Here is a 19,737-nt window from a genome sequence, read left to right as displayed (position 1 = left end):
GGCTATGACAACTGCAAACATCTGGAAAGGCGGCCTTCTGGCCGGTGCTCTCATGACGGCGATGGCGGGTTCGGGACAGGCGATGCCCGCCAGCATGGCCCTGGCGGGCAATGCCAGCCCGCCGATCGGGCATTATGAATTCTGCAAGGCGAATCCGACGGAATGCGTCTTTGCCGGCGGCGATGCCGGGCCGGCCATCCTCACCGAGGATCGCTGGAAGGAAATTCTCAAGGTCAACTACACCGTCAACTCGACGATCCAGCCGGAGACGGATGAACAGATTTACGGCGTCGAAGAGCGCTGGGCCTATCCGACAACCGTCGGCGACTGCGAGGATTATGTGCTGCTGAAGCGCAAGATGCTGATCGAAGACGGCTTCTCGCCATCCGACACGCTGATCACCGTCGTGCTGCAGCCGAACGGCGAAGGCCATGCCGTGCTGACTGTTCGTACCGATCACGGCGACTTCATCCTCGACAACATGCGCAACAAGGTGCTGCTGTGGTCGGATACCGAATACACCTACCTGAAGCGTCAGTCCGCCGACAATCCGGCCCGCTGGTCGAAGCTCCAGGACGGCCGCGCTGTCGCGGTCGGTAGCGTCAAGTAAGAACAGCCTGTCGGCTGCAGCCTGCGGCCCGGTCAGTCCCCGTATCCCGTCCCGACCGGTGCCCAAGAGCCGTTCCCGCTGTCCCGGGAACGGCTCGTCCCTTTTCGGGACAGGCTTCGTCCCCAGGCGACCCACGCCCCTGAAATCTTAGCGAATTATTAACCGTGCCGGTCTGATCATGCCGATCAGATTCATCATCGGCACCGGCGGCTCATGTTCCTCCTGCGGCGGACCGAAATACGAAGCACCGCCATGAGCAACGCCGCGCACAGCGCACCCGACGAGCAGCCGCTTTTTTCCATGGGCTTTCTCCTCCGCACGATGGCGGTGATCGCCATCCTTGCGGTCCTGACCGTCGCCATCAGTATCGGCGGCCGCTGGTTCGGCCGGCATATTTCGCTTGCCGGCAACACCGACAGCACGGTCGAAATCACGCTGGCCATCGGCCGCGACACCGTGAAACTCCCCGAGAATGCCATCCGCTTCCCCAGTCAAAGGCATGACGGTGCGGCCGAGCGTGTCGATCTCTACCTCGCCTGGCCCGAGATGCAGGGCTACGGCAAGGAAAACCACCTTCGATTCGACGATATCGGCCAATCCTCCGGTCTGATCTTTCTGCAGATTACCCAGAGCACCATGTCGCGCGACATGTCCGGACGGCTGGAGCCGATCTATTCGCACCTGCTCGAAGGCCCGGCCGAGCCCTTCCGCGACAGCCTGACGCTGCACCGTCTTCGCGCCGACGCGGGTTACGGCGACGAGGTACTGCTGACGGCGCCCGTCAAAAACGGGCCGGATTACGTCGTGCGCTGCATCTTGCCGTCTGTCCCGGACAGGGCGGCAAGCGGGGATTGTCAGCGTGATATCAAGGTCGGCAGAGATCTTAGTGTTCTCTACCGCTTCTCAAGCAGCCATTTGAATGACTGGCAACATATTGATGCCGCTATCCGCACCTTTGTGGAAGCGCGTCTTATGAACCGTTCTGCGACAAGTCCCTAAAATGCTCCCCTGCCAGCGAAATAAACGATTCATCATAAACGGATTGGTAACGCCCAATCAGTAAATTCCAAAGACGGGCTGTGCTGCGGGAGGCGTGCCGTCCCAGTGCCGAATATCCGAATGCCAAATAACTGAAATGCAAGCGAAGAGTGGAATAGTGTCAAGGTCAGTCTCCTCCGTATCACCGTCCCGATCCGGCAGCTTTTTTGCAAAGCTCATGGCGATCCTTTCGGTGGCCCTCACGGTCGTCCTGGTCGATTCGGTCAGTGCCGAAGCGGAAGCGGCGAATTCGAAATATGCGGGCATCGTCGTCGACGCCAAGACCGGCAACGTTCTCTACAGCGAGAATGCCGACCGGCTGCAATACCCCGCCTCGCTGACCAAGATGATGACCATCTACATGACCTTCGAGGCGCTGGAGCAGGGCCGCATCCGCTTGGATACGCCGGTTCCCTTCTCCGCCCATGCGGCAGCCCAGGCGCCGACCAAGCTCGGCGTTCGTGCCGGCGGCACGATCACCGTCGAACAGGGCATCCTCGGCCTCGTCACCCTGTCGGCCAATGACGCGGCAACCGCGCTCGGTGAAATGCTCGGCGGCGGCAGCGAGGATCGCTTTGCCCAGCTGATGACCGCCAAGGCGCATGCGCTCGGCATGACGCGCACCACCTATCGCAACGCCAACGGCCTGCCGAACACGGCGCAGATGACGACGGCGCGCGATCAGGCCCGTCTCGGCATCGCCCTTCGCCAGCATTTCCCGCAATATTACGGCTATTTCTCCACCCGTGCCTTCAAGTTCGGCACCCGCACGATCCGCAGCCACAACCGCCTGGTCGGTTCGGTGCGAGGCGTCGACGGCATCAAGACCGGATATACCCGCGCCGCCGGCTTCAATCTGGTGAGCTCGGTGCAGGTGGACGGCAAGTCGATCGTCGGTGTCGTGCTCGGCGGCGCCTCGACACCCGCCCGCGACGCCCAGATGCGCAACCTGATCGCCACCTACCTGCCGAAGGCATCGAGCCGCGGCGGATCGTCGGCACTGATCGCCCAGGCGGCCCCTGCCCCTGAGATGATCGTGACGCCTGCTCCGGTCATGCCGCAGAAGGTCCAGCCGCAAGTGGCAAAGACGATCACCGCAGCACAGCCGCCGGTTTCCGCAGCCGCTGCCGATCTCAGCCTGCCGCATAAGGGCCCGCTGCCGGATGCGCGCTATCAGGCTGCCGAGACCGAGGTCGCCTATGCCGAGACCGCTCAGCCGAAATCCGACAATCCGCTGGTAGCCCAGCCGATGCCGGCGCCGACCAAGGTCAAGACCACGACCTTCAAGCAGCAGGCATCGCTCTCCGCGCCGAAGCCGGCACCCGCTTCCATGCGGCCGGAACAGGCCGATACGGCGGTCGACAACGTCACCACTGCTTCGACCACCCCTGCCCCGGCCAGCGCCGCTTCAACCGACAATGGCCCGAGCGGCTGGGTCGTGCAGGTCGGCGTCTCGCCGAGCCGGCAGATGGCGATGGATCTTCTGGAGAGCGCCAAGACCAAGGGCGGCAAGGCGCTGGCCTCGGCAAAGCCCTTCGCCGTCGCCTATGCGGCCGGCGGTGACCAGCTTTACCGCGCCCGCTTTGGCGGTTTCGACGACCAGCGCGATGCTGTCAATGCCTGCAAGGCCTTGAAGAAGGCCGGTATCAAGTGCTGGGCGGCTGCCCAATGAGCTATTCGGTGCTGCCTGCAAGATGGCCGGCGGCATCGGTAACGGCCGGAATCGGTGTTTGCGTTTCCGGCCATCGTTCTTGAACTCGATCAGTATGGCGTACGGGGAAAACAATGGCGATCAATGAGAATGTTCCGGGAATGCCTTCAGACCGCCGCATGGCGGCCAAGGGACGTTCGTCGCTGCATCCGTTGCACGAGGCGGCGATGCGGCTGGCCGAGATCGGCCTGCAGCGGCCGAAGGCGAAGTCTCCGAAGACCCGCGACCTCATCAACCTGCTGCTTTGCCATGGTGCCCGCGCCTGGCGCTATTCCCAGCCCGAAGCCCGCATCCATCTGCATGTAACCTCGCCTGACGGCAGCGCGCCGGTGCAGCTGCGCCTGCGCTGAAGCTTGGTGCCGCCGCCCGGAACCGAACGCGTTTTGGGGCGGCAGAGGTTAAAGCAGGCCAAGATCCGTCAGCTCGCGGCGAAGGTCCGCGGGCATTTCGACGATGCCGGCGCCAAGGCTCATCAGGTCGCGCGGCACGTCGTCCTCTGTGTAATAACGCCAGCCCTGGAAGGGACGCTTCGGCTGCACGGCCGTCTCGATGACCTCCGGGCCGAGCATCAGGCGGCAACGCGAGATGCCCTCGCCGTCGGTGAAGGTCTCGATGCCGAGCAGCTTCTGCCGCGCCTGCACCTGCCCCTTGATCACCCAATAGAGCGAGCCGCCATCGAGCAGCTCCTCCATGCGCTTCGGCACCATGCGCGTCGTGTGCACCGAATGCGGCTCGAGCCCGGCGGCGATGGCGCTGAGCGAGCGTTCCGCCACCCATTCGCGCAGATCGTCTATCGAGTCGGCGCCAACACAGAGTTTGATGAGATGCAATGCCATGCCGCCGTTGAAATCCTTTTGGCGGCAGGCGTCAAGCATCTAAAGCATTCCAGGAGAAGCGCGAAGCGGTTTTCCCAGGCAAAGCGCGAAGCGCTTTTGCCGGGAATTGCGTAAAAACAAAAACTTAGAGCGGTTTTGCGCTTCCGTGAAGCGCTGATCCGCTCTAAGGGCGCGTCCACAAAGTCAGCATTCGACGACATTGACGGCAAGGCCGCCCGTGGAGGTTTCCTTGTATTTCTCGCTCATGTCGTGGCCGGTCTGGCGCATCGTCTCGATACAGGCATCGAGCGGCACGAAATGCTGGCCGTCGCCCTTGACCGCCAGGGATGCCGCAGTGACCGCCTTGACGGCGCCGAGCGCGTTGCGCTCGATGCAGGGAACCTGCACGAGGCCGGCGACCGGATCGCAGGTCATACCGAGATGATGTTCGAGCGCGATCTCGGCGGCGTTTTCGATCTGCTCCGCCGTGCCGCCCATGACGGCGGCAAGGCCTGCGGCCGCCATCGCCGCGGCCGAGCCGACCTCGCCCTGACAGCCGACTTCGGCGCCCGAGATCGAGGCATTGTGCTTGATGATGCCGCCGATCGCCGCGGCCGTCAGCAGATAATCGCGGATGCCGTCCTGGTCCCAGTCTTCGTGGAAATGCTCGTAATAGCGGATCGTCGCCGGAATCACCCCGGCCGCCCCGTTGGTCGGCGCCGTGACGACGCGCCCGCCGGCGGCATTCTCCTCATTGACGGCCATCGCATAGACGCTCAGCCAGTCGTTGGCGAGCAGCGGGTTGACGCGGTTGCTGCGCCACTCCTCTTCCAGCTTGTCGTGAATCCGGCGGGCGCGGCGCTTGACATTGAGGCCGCCCGGCATGATGCCCTCGACCTTGAGGCCGCGCTCGATACAGGAGCGCATCGCCTCCCAGATGCGGTCGAGCCCCTGATCGAGCTCCTCGCGCGAGCGCTGGCTCTCCTCGTTCGCCCGCTTCATCTGGGCGATCGACAGCCCGGAGCGCTCCGCCATGTCGAGCATCTGCCTGGCGGTCGCGAAGGGATAGGGCACGCGCGTGCCGCCGGCCGCATTCTTCCTCGCCCGCATCTGTTCCAGCTCGGTGTCGGTGACGACGAAGCCACCGCCAACCGAATAATAGACGCGCTTGATGAGCAGCCGGCCGTCCCGGTCAAAGGCGGAAAAGACCATGCCGTTGGCATGGCCTGGCAGCGGCTGCTTCTTGTCGAAGATCAGATCAGTCTTCGGCTGGAACTGATAGGCGGGATGTCCCTCGGGCGTGATGCGGCCGGTACGTTCGACCGTATCGATGATGCCGTCCATCCTGTCGGGATCGACGCTGTCGGGCGCCTCGCCCATCAGGCCGAGAATAACGGCCCTGCCCGTGCCGTGGCCGATGCCGGTATGGGCGAGCGAGCCGTGCAGGCTGACCTTGATCGCGACGACCTGCGCACCCGTGGACGGGCGCGGCCATTCGTCCGACAGAATCAGCGCGAGAAACCGGTTGGCGGCCGACATCGGACCCATCGTGTGCGAGCTCGACGGCCCGACACCGATCTTGAAGACATCGAATACCGAGAGAAACATGAATGTGCCTTCTGATTACGAGGATGCAAGCTTAAGCGACGCCGGTTTTCAATCCGTGCGGGTCACCGACATCGCATGCAGCCGGTGCGACATTCCTCTTGAACAGCAGAACGATACATCCGTAAGAACGCCTAAGCCGCGTCTAACACTCTTCCATTGAACCAGCAGCTACGCAAGGCGTGGTGCCGCTTCGACTCCACTGCCCCTCTACCTCTTGACAGCCCCATTCTCGATGACAAGTCATGTCCGCTGCCACGAAAACGGTCTCCTGTTCGTTTGCATTGCTCAAAACGTCAGTCCATCGAAGACCAGCCAGATTGGACAAAGGCTTCAGGCCAATCCGCACTAACCTACTCCATCCAAACAACTTCAATTCCACCTATGTCATCGCCGTGTCAGCGCGCTGCTCAGGCTGTAGGACTAGTCTTTGTAGTGCAATATCGCGCAATCTGCCACGCTCCACTAGCCGATTTGCGTAGTAGGAACAGCTCCTCGTATGTCGCGGGCGTGACATCGCCGGTCGCCTTGATGGTCTCGGTGCCCTTGGTGGCGCTCCGGACGAAAGCCCAGTCGGCGCTGGTTTGCACGACCTCCTTGATTTCATAGGTCATGTCGAATCCGACTTTCTCGAAGACGCCGGGATAGACCATGGCGAGCCTGTCCTTGCCCACTGCCGCCGGCCTGCCGGGAGCCATCAATACGCCGTCATCGGCGTATGTCGCTGTGACGGCGGCGACGTCGGCGCGATTGAACGCGGTCAAGTAGGAAACAGCGGTCGCTTCAACAGCGGCCAGTTCTTCATTAAATACTTCGCTCATCACCATTCCCTCAAATGCCGTGCTCCAAAGCATGGCGCATCACTGTTCAGCTTAAATTCGGCAAGCAGTTGCTTTAAGGATCGAACCTCGTTTGCAAGACCACGGCTTATCGCCATTGTCTCTTCAACCATTACCTCCGGAGATAGTCGTATTGATGTTTTCCGTTATGGATCTGAAGCCGATAGGCGCCAGTTCGTCGATAAAAATAGGAGCCGGCTGCAGAAGTCGCCCGGCTCCTGATGTTGCCTCAATGCTTATCAGCGTTTGAGGATGAGGTTCAGGCCCTGCAGGCTTTCACCGAACTGCTGTAGCCGCCCGCCTTCCTGAATTCGGCCAAGATCGACTGCCGCGTAGCCAAGTCGGCTGACAAGGGCAGCGACCGACTTTCGTGCCTCGGCATCATCGCCGGACACGAAGATAACCCTTCGGCCTTCCGCCTCGCCCGGATCTTCAGCGAGGGTCGCGGCAGGTAGAGTGTTAAAGGCCTTCACGACGCGCGCATTTGGCAAAATCTCGGCTACGATGTCCGATGAAAGTTTACCGTTTAGCTCTGTTGGACTGAAATCACTGAAGTCGATTGCGTTGGTCGCATCGATCACCGTGCGGCCGGACCAGTCGATCTTGTCCGCAAGCTCGGGCACTGTCGTGTACAGGACGGCTAAGATGATAGTGTCGGCCTGCAATGCTTCCGGCAAATCGACAGCCCGGACATGAGGACCAAGCTTTCGGGCCAGTTCCCGCAACGAGGATGCGCCGCGGCTGTTGGTGATCGCCACGTCAATTCCGTTGGCGGCGAAACGCCGCGCTAGAACCGACCCGATGGCGCCCGACCCGATGATAGAGATAGCCATAGTTACTTCCTTTCAAAAATGTGTGTAATTGACACAATTACAATTTTCGCGAATAAATTAACTAGGGATTCTGAAATCACCTCGTTGCGCAATTTCCGCTGCTATGTCCGCCACTGTCACGCATGCCAACTCTGCTTCGAGAGCGGCTTGCGCCTTATCCAAGGTTGGACGCAGCACGTTTTGGATGTTTCGCCCAACCACGCAGACGCTGTTTGGTGGCGAGCGATGCATGGAAAACAATTCGCTGTCCTCGACCGCGCGATAAACATCCAACAACGCAATGTGGGACGGCTTGCGAGCCAGCAATGCCCCACCGCCAGCGCCGAGCTGCGCGGTGGTGAAACCTGCATCGGCCAGCCCCGACAACAAAGACCTGATAACGGTCGGATTTGTATTCGCACTGAACGCCAGATCCTCCGAACGCACGGGCCGTCCCTCGTTGATCGCCAAGATCGCGAGAGTATGGACGGCGACGACGAAGCGAGTACTGGTAGGCAAGGTCCATCCTTTCGTTAGTGCGTTAGCGACTTACATACAGATCCGAGTGATATGTCAAGGTACTCGTCGGAGTCATTGCAGCATTTCGATGCATATGTAAGGTGGCCGCACTTCATGCGGAGACTGAATCACTGATGACGACGGCGGACTATATCGCTCTGGCCTTCTTTGCCTGTGTCTGGATGGGCTATTCCTGGCTGCTGAAGGGCCGCACCTTTTTCGGTCGCACAAGCCTCACCCATGCGATGACCGAGCGGCGGCGCGAGTGGATCTACAATTCGCTGCGCCGCGACCTGAAGATGATCGACACGCAGATCATGGCCGGCCTGCAGAACGGCACCGCCTTCTTCGCCTCGACGTCGATCTTCGCGATAGGCAGTTGCTTCGCCTTGCTGGGCGCCACCGAAAAGGTCGATGCGGTCTTCGCCGACCTGCCCTTCGTCTTCCATGGCGGCCACGGCGCCTTCGAGATGAAGGTCGGCGGACTGGCGGCACTCTTCGGCTATGCCTTCTTCAAATTCGGCTGGTCCTATCGGCTGTTCAACTACTGCACCATCCTGTTCGGCTCGATCCCGATGCTGCGCGACGCCGAGGGCGACATGATCGCCGCCGAGCGAGCAGCCGAACGCGTCATCCGCATGAATGTCATTGCCGGCAGCAATTTCAACGAGGGCCTCAGGGCGATCTTCCTGTCGATCGGCTATCTCGGCTGGTTCATCAACCCCTATGTCTTCATGACGACGACAGCGATCGTCATCTTCGTGCTGGCGCGGCGGCAGTTCTTTTCGCAGGCGCGGCTGGCGATCATGGATGCCGGTCCGTCATCGAATCTCCACCTTTCCGCTCTCCGCCGCGACATGCCGTCGAGCGACGGACGTGATTTGCCCGAGGGACTGTGATGACATTGCCTGCAATCGAAACCGATGCGGCGGCAAGACCGCCGCGCATCGGCCTGTTGGACACGGCGCGCGGTGTCGCGCTGATCGCCATGGCCAGCTACCATTTCAGCTGGGATATGGAGTTCATGGGTTATCTCGCGCCGGGTACGGCCGAGACAGGCTGGCTGAAGATCTATGCCCGGGCGATCGCCACGACCTTTCTCTTCATCGTCGGCATCAGCCTGGTGCTGTCGAGCAAGCCGGAGATCCGCTGGCCGTCCTTCTGGAAGCGTTTCGGCATGATTGCCGCAGCGGCCGCTGCGATCTCGATCGCGACGCGCATCGCGATGCCGAACGAGTGGATCTATTTCGGCATCCTGCATTGCATCGCGGTGCTGACGCTGATCGGCATCGTCTTTTTGAGGCTGCCGCTCGCCTTCACGCTGATCGCCACGCTGGCGCTCCTTGCCGCCTGGCTTACCGACAATTTCGGCACGCCCGGCCTGCTGCGGTCATCCTTCTTCGATCCGAGATATCTGGCCTGGATCGGGCTGGCCGCGATGCCGGAACGGTCGAATGATTATGTGCCGCTATTTCCCTGGGCAGCGCCGTTTTTCGCGGGACTGAGTTTTGCCTCGATCGCCGTCAGAACCAAGCTGCTGCATCGGCTTGCCGCTATCGGCACCGGTTCCTGGTGGCCGGCAAAGCTCGGCCGCCACAGCCTTGCCTTCTACCTCGTTCACCAGCCGGTGCTGATCGGCATCGCTTACGGGCTTTCCCTTCTCGTCCCGCCGCCGAAACCGGATCCGGCCGAAACTTACCTAAAGCAATGCAACTCCACTTGCGTCATGCAACAGGGCGAATCGCTTTGCCGCAGCTTTTGCCAGTGCACGCTGGAGAAATTGCAGGCCCAAAGCCTGTTAATTCCGCTGCAGGCGAACGAGATCGACGTCGAGAAGGATGAGCGGATCCAGATGATCGCCGGCGAATGCAGCGCCGAGGTCGAGCCTGCGCCACAGCCGCAGCAATGATCAGGTGGTGACGCCGATTTCGGCGAGGCGGCCGAGGCAGGCCTCTTCGATATTGTCGAGTTCCACCAGCGTGTCGTCGATATCCTTGCGCTTCTGACGCAGGTCATCGCGCTTCTCGTCGACGCGCTTCATCAGCAGCTTCAACTGACCGAGTTCGCCCGGCGGCTCCTTGTAGACCTGGATGATCTCGCGGATTTCCGCAATGGTGAAGCCGATGCGCCGGCCGCGCAGGATTTCCGCGATAAGCCGTCGGTCGGCCTGGCGGAAGAGACGGGTGCGCCCTCGCCGTTCCGGATGGATCAGTCCCTCGTCCTCGTAGAAGCGGAGCGTGCGCGTCGAGACACCGAATTCGCGCGTCAACTCCGTTATGCTATAAAACTTGTTCACCAGCATGTGTTCCCCGTCATGAACCGGCAATAATATTGACTTTTACGTAATAGTCAATTTTGACGGCCGGTCAAATGCCGAACCACCATGTGGCGATGCCGAGAAAAGCGAAGAAGCCGGTACAGTCGGTCACCGTCGTCACGAAGACCGACGAGGCGATCGCCGGGTCGGCGCCCACCTTGTCGAGCAGCAGCGGCAGCAGGATGCCGGCAAGGGCCGCTGCCATCAGATTGATGATCATCGCCGCCGCGATCACCCCGCCGAGCTGATAGTCGTGGAACCAGGTGCCGGCGATCAAGCCCATGATCGTCGCGAAGACGATGCCGTTGAGGATGCCGACACCCGCCTCCCTGCGGATGATGCGGCCGGCATTGTAGATGTCGAGATCGCGGGTGGCGAGCGCCCGCACCGTCACCGTCATCGTCTGCGTGCCGGCATTGCCGCCCATCGAGGCGACGATCGGCATCAGCACCGCAAGGGCGATCATCTTCTCGATCGAGGCGTCGAACAGGCCGATGACGCTGGCCGACAGCATTGCCGTGGCGAGATTGATCAAAAGCCAGAGGAAACGCGAGCGCGCCGTCGACAGCACATTGTCCGACAGCTCTTCGTCACCGACGCCGCCAAGGCGCTTGATGTCCTCGTCCGCCTCCTCATGGATGACGTCGACGACGTCGTCGATGGTCAGCACGCCGACCAGCCGGCCGTTCTCGTCGACGACGGCGGCCGAGAGAAGGTCGTACTGCTCGAAGAGTTGGGCGGCCTCCTCCTGGTCCATCTCGGCCGGCACCGGATGGTTGGTCTCGCGCATGATCTGCTCGATCTTCGTCTGCCGTTTGGTGCGCAGGATCTGGTCGAGATCCACGGCGCCGAGCAGCTTGAAGGTCGGATCGATGACGAAGATCTGCGAGAAGGAATAGGGAAGATCCTCCTCGTCGCGCATGTAATCGATCGTCTGTCCCACAGTCCAGAACGGCGGCACGGCGACGAATTCCGTCTGCATGCGGCGACCGGCCGAGCTTTCGGGATAGTCGAGCGCCCGGCGCAGCCGCACCCGCTCGGTAAACGGCAGTTGCGCCAGGATTTCTTCCCGGTCTTCCTTGTCGAGATCTTCGAGAATGTAGACGGCGTCGTCCGAATCGAGATCGCCGATCGCGGCGGCAATCTGCTCGTTCGGCATCTGGTCGACGATCTCGCGGCGGATCGCCTCGTCGACTTCGGTCAGCGCCGTCATGTCGAAATCGTCGCCGAGCAGGCGCACCAGCGCCAGGCGCTGATCCGGCTGGATCGCTTCCAGCAGGTCGCCTATTTCGGATTCATGCAGGCGGGCAACGTTCTGGCGCAGGAACAGCGTGTCGCGGTCGGCGATCGCGGCGCCGACCAGCGCCAGGAAATCGCTGCGGACATTGCCGTCCTCGTCGTAGATATCGGCTCCCTCGTCGTCGGGACGCCTGCGGATGCGGTCTTCCCCATCGGTCGTCGTCATCTGCCGCCCTCGCATCTGGTTCGAATTTCAACGACTACAGCGCCACATTCGCGAATGTCGGCGGAAAACATATTGTCAACAAGCAGATAAGCAAATCCCCGCGCGAGGTTCCCGCGGTCGGAATTCATGGTTCCTGCTAGCCCAAAGCATCCCTGCCGTAAAGCCGCAAACCTGCCTCTTGATGACAATGCCCGCGGCCGGCGATAGTTTCGCCATGCATCCGAGCCGAGGAACACCGCCCCATGCCAATTCGCCCGATCCTGCGCTATCCGCATCCTGGTCTGAAGACCGTCTGCGCGCCGGTGACAGTCTTCGATTCGTCGCTTGCCGGGCTTGCCGACGACCTGCTGGCGACGATGCGCGCCGCTCCCGGCGTCGGCATCACCGCCGCTCATATCGGCGTCTTCAGCCGTGTGACGGTGCTGGAACTCGACAAGACCGACGGCGTGCGGCTCTACGTCAACCCGGAGATCACCTGGTTCTCGAAGGAGACGATGACCCATGCCGAAGGCAGCGTCTCGATGCCGGGAGCAACCGACGAGATCACGCGCCCGCGCTCGATCCGCTTCCGCTATCAGGACGCCGAGGGCAACATGCACGAGGACGTCGCCGAAGATTTTCTCGCCATCTGCATCCAGCACGAGGTCGACCAGCTCGACGGCATTTTCTGGCTGCAGCGCCTCTCGCGGCTGAAACGCGACCGTCTCGTCAAAAAATGGGAGAAAGTGCAAGCCTGACGATCAGGGCCGACAAATCGGCCTCCCGCGCCGAACCATTCGCCATTGCCGGCGTTTCCCGCAAAGAAACCCAGCGATTTCCCGCAAAAAGGAGCGACTGCAATGGCAAGGATCGGTGACAAGCCCCCGATTTCACGCGAAGGTCCCAAGCCTTTTGATGAAAAGGCAGAGCTTTCCCGTGAAGAAGATTATCGCGACCTCGAGGAACGCAATCTCGACGACGGCTGGCCGTACGCCGACGGCACCGGCGCCGACCCGGCCAACCGCCCCTATGGCGAGACGGCCGCAAATTTCGACAGCGACCCCAACAGAGGCTTCCGGATCGACGGCACGGATGAAGACGGCAATGAGAACCGTCTGAAGGACTCGCTGCGGGCCGACACCATCGACCGCGATGAAAGCGACGAACTCGAAGCACGGGTGAACGATCATCTCGAAGCTATTCCCGAGGTCGACATCAACAGCATCGAGGTTCATGCAGACGGACACGTCATCACCCTGGAAGGTTCGGTGGAGACGATCGGCATTGCCCGCAAGGTCGAACTCAGTGCGCTTTCGGTCGACGGCGTCCGCCATGTCCGCAACAGACTGCAGCTGACCGGCGTCGACGCGCATATCCCGAACGAAGACTGATCAGGCATCAGAAACGATAGTCGGCGGAGGGCGGCAATGCCTTCCGTCGCCGCGGTCTGTCCTTTGCAACATTACCAAAAGTTAACAATTACAGATTGCATCGCAATGTGTGTTCGGCGATGCGGTATTTTATGATTTTGCTTAGGCGGCTGGCGTAACGCGAACGTCAATTTCGGTGACAACACTGTGATTTCATTTGGACAAAAGGTCGCGGCTGCGCCGCCGTTCCATCACAAAATTGCCTGAATTGCGGCGCGAACTTGGATGCGCCAGGGGTTGGTTTTATGTTGTGAAATTCAACAGCAGATTGAGGAGATAAACCCATGCGCATCAAATTTGCCCTTGCCGCGTCCCTGTTCGCCGTCAGCCTTGCAGGCGCCGCCTTCGCCCAGCCGACCTATTCGGACGACTATACCAACGATAGCGACGGCTTCTCACCGAGCCCGATGGCCAAACCCGCCCCTGTTCGCTACACGAACCGTAAGGCCCCGGCCTATTCCAGCGACTACACCAACGACAGCGACGGCTTCGCCCCGAGCGCCATGGCCGCCCCTGCCGTCGACAAGACCGCCACGGCGAGCATCGCTCCCCTGCCCCCATGCCATAGCATGATTGGCCCGAAGGGCTCTCACACCAAGGGTGCCGACAGCGGCGCCTCCCGTACCGAAGCGTGCCGCGCCACGCATTGATCCAACGAGAAGGGGCCGGAAAATCGGCCCCTTCCTGTTAATCCGCTTCCATTGCCTCAGAACACGAATGGAACGAGCCGGTAACGGGTCCTGGCCATGAAGGCGGTATAGGCGGGATCCTCTTTGAGCAGACGTTCCTCCGCCAGAAGGCGCAGACATTGCGCGGCAAGAGCCGTCACATAAATGGCGAAATTCAAGATCGCCGGATTGGCCAGGAAAAAGCTGACATGCGTCATCAAATAGCCCGCATACATCGGGTGGCGGACAAACCTGTAGGGGCCGCCGATCTTGACGCCACGATTGGCCGGCACCAGACCGAAGCTTCGCCGCAATACCAGCTTTGCCGATATTTGCAGGATGAAGCCGAGGCACATCACTACTCCACAGAGCCAAAGCGGTACAAGCGGCTCCAACGTCGTTGGCGAGACGAGCAGTGGGAAGAGCGTGCCGATGGCGGTGACAGTCCAGTCATAGACCCGTAGGGACGCATTCCTCGTCGGTCGGCGGGTCAGGATCAGAAAGGCGGCGGCTCCTTCCGAAACGATCAGCAGGCCATCGATGATCGCCCTGTTTCCCTGCATCTGGGGCAAGATACGCATGACGATCGCAACGAATAAATAGCAGATCAGGACCTTTTCGACGATATCCAGAACGAAATGGATATCGAGAAACGACCAGTTTGCCGCTGCTTTTTTTTTCATATTCCGCAAGACTTCCACATCATAAGATGTTGCAAGCTATATCTGCGTTGTCGATAATTATGGGTTAAGGCGTTCGCTCATATCTGAGGGAGCGGCGGTTGTTGCTTTGCCGATTCTGACTGCAGAGCGCCGCAGCAATGACAGGCCGGATCGGCGTCAGCTTTCGCGCACCGTTTCACCGAAAACCGCCTCGAAGGCGGTGCGCAGCCGGATATCGACATCGGCCATCATCACCGGCAAGCCGAGATCGACCAGGCTGGTCACGCCATAGGCCGAGATCCCGCAGGGCACGATGCCGCCGAAATGATCGAGATCGGGATCGACGTTGAGCGACAGTCCGTGGAAGGTCACCCATTTCCGCAGCCTGATGCCGAGGGCGGCGATTTTGTCCTCGGCCATCGTTCCATCGGCAAGCAATGGCTTTTCCGGCCGCCGCACCCAGACGCCGACGCGATCTTCACGCCGCTCGCCACGCACATTCATCATGTCGAGCGTGCGGATGACGACGTCCTCGAGGGCGGCGACGAAGGCGCGCACGTCCTGGCGCCTGCGTTTCAGGTCGAGCATGACATAGGCGACGCGCTGGCCGGGTCCATGATAGGTATATTCACCGCCGCGCCCCGTCGCAAAGACCGGGAAACGGTCAGGCTGGACGAGATCCCCGGCATTGGCGCTGGTACCGGCGGTATAGAGCGGCGGATGTTCGACGAGCCAGACGAGCTCGTCGCCGCCGTCTGATATCACCGCCACCTCGCGCTCCATCGTCTCCACCGCCTCCTCATAGGCAACGAGGCCGTCGGCGATGCGCCAGCGCACCGGGCGGGTACCAGGATTCGGGAGCATGGAGAATTCGAGATCGGTGCGCAGCATGGCCATTCCTTGCCGCTCTCCCCGAAATGCCTGATAAAAAGGGGCGGCAGGGGACCTATATGGACCCGTTTCAGGGCCAATTCAAATGCTGTGACCGGTTTTGAAAAAAACTGTCACATCGCCCTTGTGCACCCCAAATCCTTTTGCTACATGCTGCCCCGCCGACGCAAATCGGCACCTACCACGATGCGGTCGTGGCGGAATTGGTAGACGCGCAGCGTTGAGGTCGCTGTGGGGCAACCCGTGGAAGTTCGAGTCTTCTCGACCGCACCATCTCCCTTCAGGGAAACGCTTTCGAAGCGACGATTTCGATTTCTCCTCGACGCTATTTGCGGTTGCTCGGCTTGATCGGCCGGCCGTCGCATGGTTGATGGCGTCATCCCCGTCACGAATCGGCCGCCATGTCAGAGCATCCAGCCCATCAAAACTCCCTGCAGGGCATGGCGATCATGTCCGGCGCCATGCTGATCCTGCCGACCATGGATGCCATCGCCAAATATATGGCGACCTTCGAGGCGATGTCGCCGGGTCAGGTAACCTTCTACCGATTCTTCTTCCAGATCGCCTGCACCCTGCCGATTCTCCTCGGCCTTTTCGGACTGAAGGCGCTTTCGGCCAAGCGGCCATGGATGAACCTGCTGCGCGGCGTGCTGCATGGCGCCGCCAGCCTGCTTTTTTTCGTTGCCGTCAAATACATGCCGCTTGCCGACGTCTTCGCCATCTATTTCGTCGAGCCCTTCATGCTGACGGCCATGTCGGCGCTGTTCCTCGGGGAGAAGGTCGGTTGGCGGCGCTGGATGGCGATCGTCGTCGGTTTCGGCGGCGCGATGATCGTCATTCAGCCGAGTTACGAAATATTCGGCCTAAAGGCGCTGCTGCCGGTCGCCTGCGCCTTTCTGTTCTCACTCTATCTTTTCCTCAACCGCGCCATCGGCGAGGCCGATTCGCCGCTGACTATGCAGACGATGGCCGGCATCGGCGGAACGGTTTTCATGGCCGCCGCCCTTCTCGTCGGCAGCGGTTCCGGCAATGCCGATTTCGCCGTCTCCCTGCCCGGCTCCGGCCTTGGTCTTGTCCTGCTTCTCGCGCTGGGTTCGATCTCCGGATATGCGCATATGCTGATCGTCCGGGCTTTCCGGCTCGCGCCGCTGTCGCTGCTTGCGCCGTTCCAATATTTCGAGATCATCTCGGCGACCGTTCTCGGCTATGCGCTGTTCAACGATTTCCCGAACTTTTCCAAATGGGTCGGCATCTTCATCATCGTCGCATCGGGCCTGTTCATCATCTGGCGCGAGCGGCTGCAGGCACGATCGCTAAAATCCTCCTGATCCCGGGAAGATGGGATTAACTCCGCTTCTTGAGGGATCGTCAATTCGCAGACGGTAAAACTGTACCCGGCTTCATGATGAAGCCTGGAGCTAAAACATGAGCGAATTCCGTCTCGCTTTCCCGGCCTGTGTGGTGGCCGGCAAGCATCGGCTGACAGCCGAAGATATAGTCCTGTTGCGCAAACATGCTTTCCCGGAGGGAATCCGGACATCCGACGATGTCGTGGCGATGTTGGCGCTCAACAATTCCTGCCCTGAAAAATGCGCCGCCTGGAACATCTTCTTCGTCGAGCAACTCGCCGGCTTCATCGTCCATTACACCTATCCGCAAGGCTCGCTCGACGAAATCAACGTCGCCTGGATCATGCGCATGTTCACGACCGATGGTGTCGTCAACTCGGCGCTGGAACTCGAGCTCATTCTCCATGTGATGGAGCTTTCGGCCGATGTCCCGGGTAAATTGCGAGCGCTGGCACTGGATCAGCTACGCCTGGCGATCACCGACAATATCGGTGGCTACAAGCTGTCGCGCGCCGTCGATCGCCGGGGCATTACCCGCCAGGATGTCGATTTCGCCATGCGCATCTTCAGAAGCGTCGCTGAAGGCGGTGTCATCCCCGTCTCCGCGGTCGAATACGGCGTGCTCCAGCAGATCGATCAGGCGACGCTGCCCGGCGCCAATCACCCGCATTGGGCCGGCATCATGGCTGCCGCCGAGCTGCGCGACTATGCCGAGCCGCGGCGCAGCCGCTGGCTGCGCATCGTCGACGAGGAACCCGTCTCGGAAGCGGCCGTCGCCTGAAGCTCCTCAAGCCTGCCACTCCTCAAGCATGATTGTGCGTTCCGGTGTTTTGTGCGTAAAACTCCGGAACGCATTTCTGGGTGGAGTCTCGATGTTCAAGAAAATCCTGATCGCGAATCGCGGCGAAATCGCCTGCCGCGTGATCAAGACTGCGCGCCGCATGGGCATTTCGACCGTCGCGGTCTATTCGGATGCGGACCGGGACGCGCTGCATGTCGAGATGGCCGACGAGGCCGTGCATATCGGCCCTGCCGCCGCCTCAGAGAGTTACCTGGTTGCCGAAAAGATCATCGCCGCCTGCAAGGCGACCGGCGCCGAGGCGGTGCATCCCGGTTATGGCTTCCTGTCCGAGCGCGCCTCCTTCTGCGCCGAGCTGGAAAAACAGGGCATCGTCTTCATCGGCCCGAAGCCGAAGGCCATCATGGCGATGGGCGACAAGATCGAATCGAAAAAATTCGCCAATGCCGCCGGCGTATCCACCGTGCCAGGCCATCTCGGCGTCATCGAGGATGCCGCCCATGCGGAAGTGATATCGGGCGGCATCGGTTATCCCGTCATGATCAAGGCATCGGCCGGCGGCGGCGGCAAGGGCATGCGCATCGCCTGGAATGAGGCGGAGGTGCGCGACGGTTTCGAGCGCGCCCGCTCCGAGGCGAATAGCTCCTTCGGCGACGACCGCGTCTTCATCGAGAAATTCATCGTCGAGCCGCGCCACATCGAGATCCAGGTGCTGGCCGATGCGCATGGCAAGGTCGTCTATCTCGGCGAACGCGAATGCTCGATCCAGCGGCGGAACCAGAAAGTGGCGGAAGAGGCGCCCTCGCCCTTCCTCGACGAAAAAACCCGCAAGGCGATGGGCGAACAATCGGTGGCGCTGGCCAGAGCCGTCGATTACCAGAGCGCCGGCACCGTCGAATTCATCGTCGACCGCGACCGCAACTTCTATTTCCTCGAAATGAACACCCGCCTGCAGGTCGAACATCCCGTCACCGAACTGGTCACCGGCATCGATCTCGTCGAGCAGATGATCCGTGTCGCCGCGGGCGAGCCGCTTGCCCTCGCCCAGGACGATATCAGGCTCGACGGCTGGGCGATCGAAAGCCGGCTCTATGCAGAAGACCCCTACCGCAACTTCCTGCCCTCGATCGGCCGCCTGACGCGCTACCGCCCGCCGGCCGAAGGCCGCACCGGCAATGTCGTGGTCCGCAACGATACCGGCGTTTTCGAGGGCGCCGAGATCTCGATGTATTACGATCCGATGATCGCCAAACTCTGCACCTGGGCGCCGACGCGGCTGGAGGCGATCGAGGCCATGGGCCGGGCGCTCGACGGCTTCGTCGTCGATGGCATCGAGCACAATGTCCCGTTCCTGTCGGCGCTGATGAAACATCCGCGCTGGCGCGAGGGCCGGCTTTCCACGGGCTTCATTTCAGAGGAATATCCCGACGGCTTCGCGCCGATGAAACCGGACAGGACGGAAGAGGCTGTGCTGGCTGCCATTGCGCTATCCGCCTGCCTGATCGAGGCGAACCGGCGCGAGCGTTTCGCCGATCGCTTGCGCGCCGCATCGGGCGCACTGCGCGAGCACTGGGTGGTCAAAACAGGCGACAGCCATGTCTCCGTCCGATTGCTCGACGGCCTCGTCACCATCCCCTTCGATATGGAGATGGCGATGGAGGGCGAAAACATCAGCGTTGTCACCGATTGGAGACCCGGTGATCCCGTCTGGAGCGGCAAGGTCGGCGGCCGGGATATCACCGCACAGATCCGCCCCGTGCTCAATGGGCTGCGCATCGACTGGCAGGGGCTTTCGGTGACGGCCAAAGTCTTTTCGCCGCGTCATGCCGAACTCGAACGGCTGATGCCGGTGAAGCTGCCGCCCGATACCTCCAAGCTGCTGCTCTGCCCGATGCCCGGCCTCGTCGTGTCCATCGCAGTCGCCGAGGGCCAGGAGGTCAAGGCGGGTGAGACGCTTGCGATCGTCGAGGCGATGAAGATGGAAAACGTGCTGCGCGCCGACCGCGATCTCATCGTTTCGAAGATCAATGCCGCGGCCGGCGAAAGCCTGGCCGTCGATGCCGTGATCATGGAATTCGCCTGAGAGCAAAAGACCGCCGGGCCGTTTTCGCTTGAGCGCGGCTTGCTGGCCATGCCAAGGTCAGCCCCAATAAAATTGTCAGGGAGATTGTGAAAATGGACGTTCGCGCCGCCGTAGCCGTTCAGGCCGGAAAACCGCTCGAAGTGAT

At 61.2% G+C, this 19,737-nt stretch carries 21 protein-coding genes and 1 tRNA gene; 13 read left to right on the top strand and 9 right to left on the bottom strand.

Translation table 11 applies throughout. The features are described from left to right. The first annotated feature begins 4 nt into the window (after positions 1–4). The 4 genes from AF337_RS33320 to AF337_RS33305 all read left to right on the top strand — a co-directional run bounded on the left by AF337_RS33320 (position 5) and on the right by AF337_RS33305 (position 3,709). Positions 5–610 carry a transglutaminase-like cysteine peptidase gene (locus AF337_RS33320; RefSeq protein WP_049735390.1) on the top strand — a complete coding sequence of 202 codons (606 nt, stop codon included), beginning with the start codon at positions 5–7 and terminating at the stop codon, positions 608–610. 213 nt (positions 611–823) lie between these two features. Further along, a complete protein-coding gene (locus AF337_RS33315; protein WP_049735389.1) occupies positions 824–1,609 on the top strand; it encodes a hypothetical protein in 786 nt (261 codons plus the stop codon). Positions 1,610–1,745: 136 nt separating this feature from the next. Continuing rightward, a complete protein-coding gene (locus AF337_RS33310; protein ID WP_049735388.1) occupies positions 1,746–3,320 on the top strand; it encodes a D-alanyl-D-alanine carboxypeptidase in 1,575 nt (524 codons plus the stop codon). Between the two features lie 113 nt (positions 3,321–3,433). Continuing rightward, positions 3,434–3,709, top strand: a complete 276-nt coding sequence (locus tag AF337_RS33305) for a hypothetical protein (protein WP_003586322.1) — start codon at positions 3,434–3,436, stop codon at positions 3,707–3,709. A gap of 48 nt (positions 3,710–3,757) precedes the next feature. On the opposite strand, the gene AF337_RS33300 is transcribed toward AF337_RS33305, so the two are convergent. The 5 genes from AF337_RS33300 to AF337_RS33280 form a co-directional block, all read right to left on the bottom strand. Next, entirely contained in the window at positions 3,758–4,195 is a 438-nt protein-coding gene (locus tag AF337_RS33300; RefSeq protein ID WP_049735616.1) for a DUF1489 family protein, read from the bottom strand. 183 nt (positions 4,196–4,378) lie between these two features. Then, positions 4,379–5,782 carry an L-serine ammonia-lyase gene (locus AF337_RS33295; protein WP_049735387.1) on the bottom strand — a complete coding sequence of 468 codons (1,404 nt, stop codon included), beginning with the start codon at positions 5,780–5,782 and terminating at the stop codon, positions 4,379–4,381. Positions 5,783–6,189: 407 nt separating this feature from the next. Beyond that, positions 6,190–6,600, bottom strand: coding sequence for a YybH family protein (locus AF337_RS33290; protein ID WP_049735615.1), 411 nt, complete (start codon positions 6,598–6,600; stop codon positions 6,190–6,192). Positions 6,601–6,857: 257 nt separating this feature from the next. Continuing rightward, on the bottom strand, positions 6,858–7,451 hold the full coding sequence (locus AF337_RS33285) for an NADPH-dependent F420 reductase (protein WP_049735386.1): 594 nt from the start codon (positions 7,449–7,451) through the stop codon (positions 6,858–6,860). Positions 7,452–7,508: 57 nt separating this feature from the next. Further along, positions 7,509–7,949, bottom strand: coding sequence for an Rrf2 family transcriptional regulator (locus AF337_RS33280; protein WP_049735385.1), 441 nt, complete (start codon positions 7,947–7,949; stop codon positions 7,509–7,511). A 134-nt stretch (positions 7,950–8,083) separates the two neighbouring features. Between AF337_RS33280 and AF337_RS33275 the strand changes: the two genes are divergently transcribed. Together AF337_RS33275 and AF337_RS33270 are read left to right on the top strand one after the other, a co-directional pair. After that, positions 8,084–8,848, top strand: coding sequence for a DUF599 domain-containing protein (locus AF337_RS33275; RefSeq protein WP_049735384.1), 765 nt, complete (start codon positions 8,084–8,086; stop codon positions 8,846–8,848). Next, positions 8,848–9,858, top strand: coding sequence for a heparan-alpha-glucosaminide N-acetyltransferase (locus AF337_RS33270; RefSeq protein ID WP_049735383.1), 1,011 nt, complete (start codon positions 8,848–8,850; stop codon positions 9,856–9,858). The genes AF337_RS33275 and AF337_RS33270 overlap by 1 nt, the downstream gene beginning before the upstream one ends. Here the strand turns inward: AF337_RS33270 and AF337_RS33265 are convergent, their stop codons facing one another. After that, on the bottom strand, positions 9,859–10,251 hold the full coding sequence (locus tag AF337_RS33265; protein ID WP_049735382.1) for a MerR family transcriptional regulator: 393 nt from the start codon (positions 10,249–10,251) through the stop codon (positions 9,859–9,861). A gap of 64 nt (positions 10,252–10,315) precedes the next feature. Continuing rightward, the gene (gene mgtE, locus AF337_RS33260; protein WP_049735381.1) at positions 10,316–11,731 is read right to left on the bottom strand and encodes a magnesium transporter; all 1,416 of its coding nucleotides are present in this window, start codon (positions 11,729–11,731) and stop codon (positions 10,316–10,318) included. Between the two features lie 242 nt (positions 11,732–11,973). Here mgtE and AF337_RS33255 point away from each other — a divergent pair, with 242 nt between their 5' ends. The 3 genes from AF337_RS33255 to AF337_RS33245 all read left to right on the top strand — a co-directional run bounded on the left by AF337_RS33255 (position 11,974) and on the right by AF337_RS33245 (position 13,790). After that, positions 11,974–12,468 carry a peptide deformylase gene (locus AF337_RS33255; protein ID WP_049735380.1) on the top strand — a complete coding sequence of 165 codons (495 nt, stop codon included), beginning with the start codon at positions 11,974–11,976 and terminating at the stop codon, positions 12,466–12,468. 102 nt (positions 12,469–12,570) lie between these two features. Continuing rightward, a complete protein-coding gene (locus tag AF337_RS33250; RefSeq protein WP_049735379.1) occupies positions 12,571–13,101 on the top strand; it encodes a BON domain-containing protein in 531 nt (176 codons plus the stop codon). Between the two features lie 323 nt (positions 13,102–13,424). Then, positions 13,425–13,790 carry a hypothetical protein gene (locus tag AF337_RS33245; protein ID WP_049735378.1) on the top strand — a complete coding sequence of 122 codons (366 nt, stop codon included), beginning with the start codon at positions 13,425–13,427 and terminating at the stop codon, positions 13,788–13,790. 56 nt (positions 13,791–13,846) lie between these two features. On the opposite strand, the gene AF337_RS33240 is transcribed toward AF337_RS33245, so the two are convergent. Beyond that, the gene (locus AF337_RS33240; RefSeq protein ID WP_049735377.1) at positions 13,847–14,491 is read right to left on the bottom strand and encodes a methyltransferase family protein; all 645 of its coding nucleotides are present in this window, start codon (positions 14,489–14,491) and stop codon (positions 13,847–13,849) included. A 156-nt stretch (positions 14,492–14,647) separates the two neighbouring features. Beyond that, positions 14,648–15,367, bottom strand: coding sequence for a lipoyl(octanoyl) transferase LipB (gene lipB, locus AF337_RS33235; RefSeq protein WP_049735376.1), 720 nt, complete (start codon positions 15,365–15,367; stop codon positions 14,648–14,650). Between the two features lie 182 nt (positions 15,368–15,549). Here lipB and AF337_RS33230 point away from each other — a divergent pair. The 4 genes from AF337_RS33230 to AF337_RS33215 all read left to right on the top strand — a co-directional run bounded on the left by AF337_RS33230 (position 15,550) and on the right by AF337_RS33215 (position 19,592). Further along, positions 15,550–15,634 (top strand) — tRNA-Leu (locus tag AF337_RS33230). A 128-nt stretch (positions 15,635–15,762) separates the two neighbouring features. Next, entirely contained in the window at positions 15,763–16,689 is a 927-nt protein-coding gene (locus AF337_RS33225) for a DMT family transporter (protein ID WP_049735375.1), read from the top strand. Between the two features lie 97 nt (positions 16,690–16,786). Further along, a complete protein-coding gene (locus AF337_RS33220; RefSeq protein ID WP_049735374.1) occupies positions 16,787–17,491 on the top strand; it encodes a hypothetical protein in 705 nt (234 codons plus the stop codon). A 91-nt stretch (positions 17,492–17,582) separates the two neighbouring features. Beyond that, a complete protein-coding gene (locus tag AF337_RS33215; RefSeq protein WP_049735373.1) occupies positions 17,583–19,592 on the top strand; it encodes an acetyl-CoA carboxylase biotin carboxylase subunit in 2,010 nt (669 codons plus the stop codon). The last annotated feature ends 145 nt before the right edge of the window (positions 19,593–19,737 follow it).

This window comes from Rhizobium ecuadorense (genome assembly GCF_001187535.1).
In the GTDB taxonomy this organism is placed as follows: domain Bacteria; phylum Pseudomonadota; class Alphaproteobacteria; order Rhizobiales; family Rhizobiaceae; genus Rhizobium; species Rhizobium ecuadorense.
The sequence above is the reverse complement of the archived record's forward strand: the minus strand, read 5'-3'. Positions and strand labels throughout refer to the sequence as shown.

What these genes read in the sequence shown, in the direction of transcription:
- AF337_RS33295 (WP_049735387.1), bottom strand. Translation starts at nt 5,782, where the DNA reads ATGTTTCTCTCGGTATTCGATGTCTTCAAGATCGGTGTCGGGCCGTCG.
- AF337_RS33270 (WP_049735383.1), top strand. Translation starts at nt 8,848, where the DNA reads ATGACATTGCCTGCAATCGAAACCGATGCGGCGGCAAGACCGCCGCGC.
- AF337_RS33305 (WP_003586322.1), top strand. Translation starts at nt 3,434, where the DNA reads ATGGCGATCAATGAGAATGTTCCGGGAATGCCTTCAGACCGCCGCATG.
- AF337_RS33255 (WP_049735380.1), top strand. Translation starts at nt 11,974, where the DNA reads ATGCCAATTCGCCCGATCCTGCGCTATCCGCATCCTGGTCTGAAGACC.
- AF337_RS33315 (WP_049735389.1), top strand. Translation starts at nt 824, where the DNA reads ATGTTCCTCCTGCGGCGGACCGAAATACGAAGCACCGCCATGAGCAAC.
- AF337_RS33215 (WP_049735373.1), top strand. Translation starts at nt 17,583, where the DNA reads ATGTTCAAGAAAATCCTGATCGCGAATCGCGGCGAAATCGCCTGCCGC.
- AF337_RS33225 (WP_049735375.1), top strand. Translation starts at nt 15,763, where the DNA reads ATGTCAGAGCATCCAGCCCATCAAAACTCCCTGCAGGGCATGGCGATC.
- AF337_RS33310 (WP_049735388.1), top strand. Translation starts at nt 1,746, where the DNA reads ATGCAAGCGAAGAGTGGAATAGTGTCAAGGTCAGTCTCCTCCGTATCA.
- AF337_RS33320 (WP_049735390.1), top strand. Translation starts at nt 5, where the DNA reads ATGACAACTGCAAACATCTGGAAAGGCGGCCTTCTGGCCGGTGCTCTC.
- AF337_RS33300 (WP_049735616.1), bottom strand. Translation starts at nt 4,195, where the DNA reads ATGGCATTGCATCTCATCAAACTCTGTGTTGGCGCCGACTCGATAGAC.
- AF337_RS33290 (WP_049735615.1), bottom strand. Translation starts at nt 6,600, where the DNA reads ATGAGCGAAGTATTTAATGAAGAACTGGCCGCTGTTGAAGCGACCGCT.
- AF337_RS33275 (WP_049735384.1), top strand. Translation starts at nt 8,084, where the DNA reads ATGACGACGGCGGACTATATCGCTCTGGCCTTCTTTGCCTGTGTCTGG.
- AF337_RS33245 (WP_049735378.1), top strand. Translation starts at nt 13,425, where the DNA reads ATGCGCATCAAATTTGCCCTTGCCGCGTCCCTGTTCGCCGTCAGCCTT.
- mgtE (WP_049735381.1), bottom strand. Translation starts at nt 11,731, where the DNA reads ATGACGACGACCGATGGGGAAGACCGCATCCGCAGGCGTCCCGACGAC.
- AF337_RS33240 (WP_049735377.1), bottom strand. Translation starts at nt 14,491, where the DNA reads ATGAAAAAAAAAGCAGCGGCAAACTGGTCGTTTCTCGATATCCATTTC.
- lipB (WP_049735376.1), bottom strand. Translation starts at nt 15,367, where the DNA reads ATGGCCATGCTGCGCACCGATCTCGAATTCTCCATGCTCCCGAATCCT.
- AF337_RS33285 (WP_049735386.1), bottom strand. Translation starts at nt 7,451, where the DNA reads ATGGCTATCTCTATCATCGGGTCGGGCGCCATCGGGTCGGTTCTAGCG.
- AF337_RS33265 (WP_049735382.1), bottom strand. Translation starts at nt 10,251, where the DNA reads ATGCTGGTGAACAAGTTTTATAGCATAACGGAGTTGACGCGCGAATTC.
- AF337_RS33220 (WP_049735374.1), top strand. Translation starts at nt 16,787, where the DNA reads ATGAGCGAATTCCGTCTCGCTTTCCCGGCCTGTGTGGTGGCCGGCAAG.
- AF337_RS33250 (WP_049735379.1), top strand. Translation starts at nt 12,571, where the DNA reads ATGGCAAGGATCGGTGACAAGCCCCCGATTTCACGCGAAGGTCCCAAG.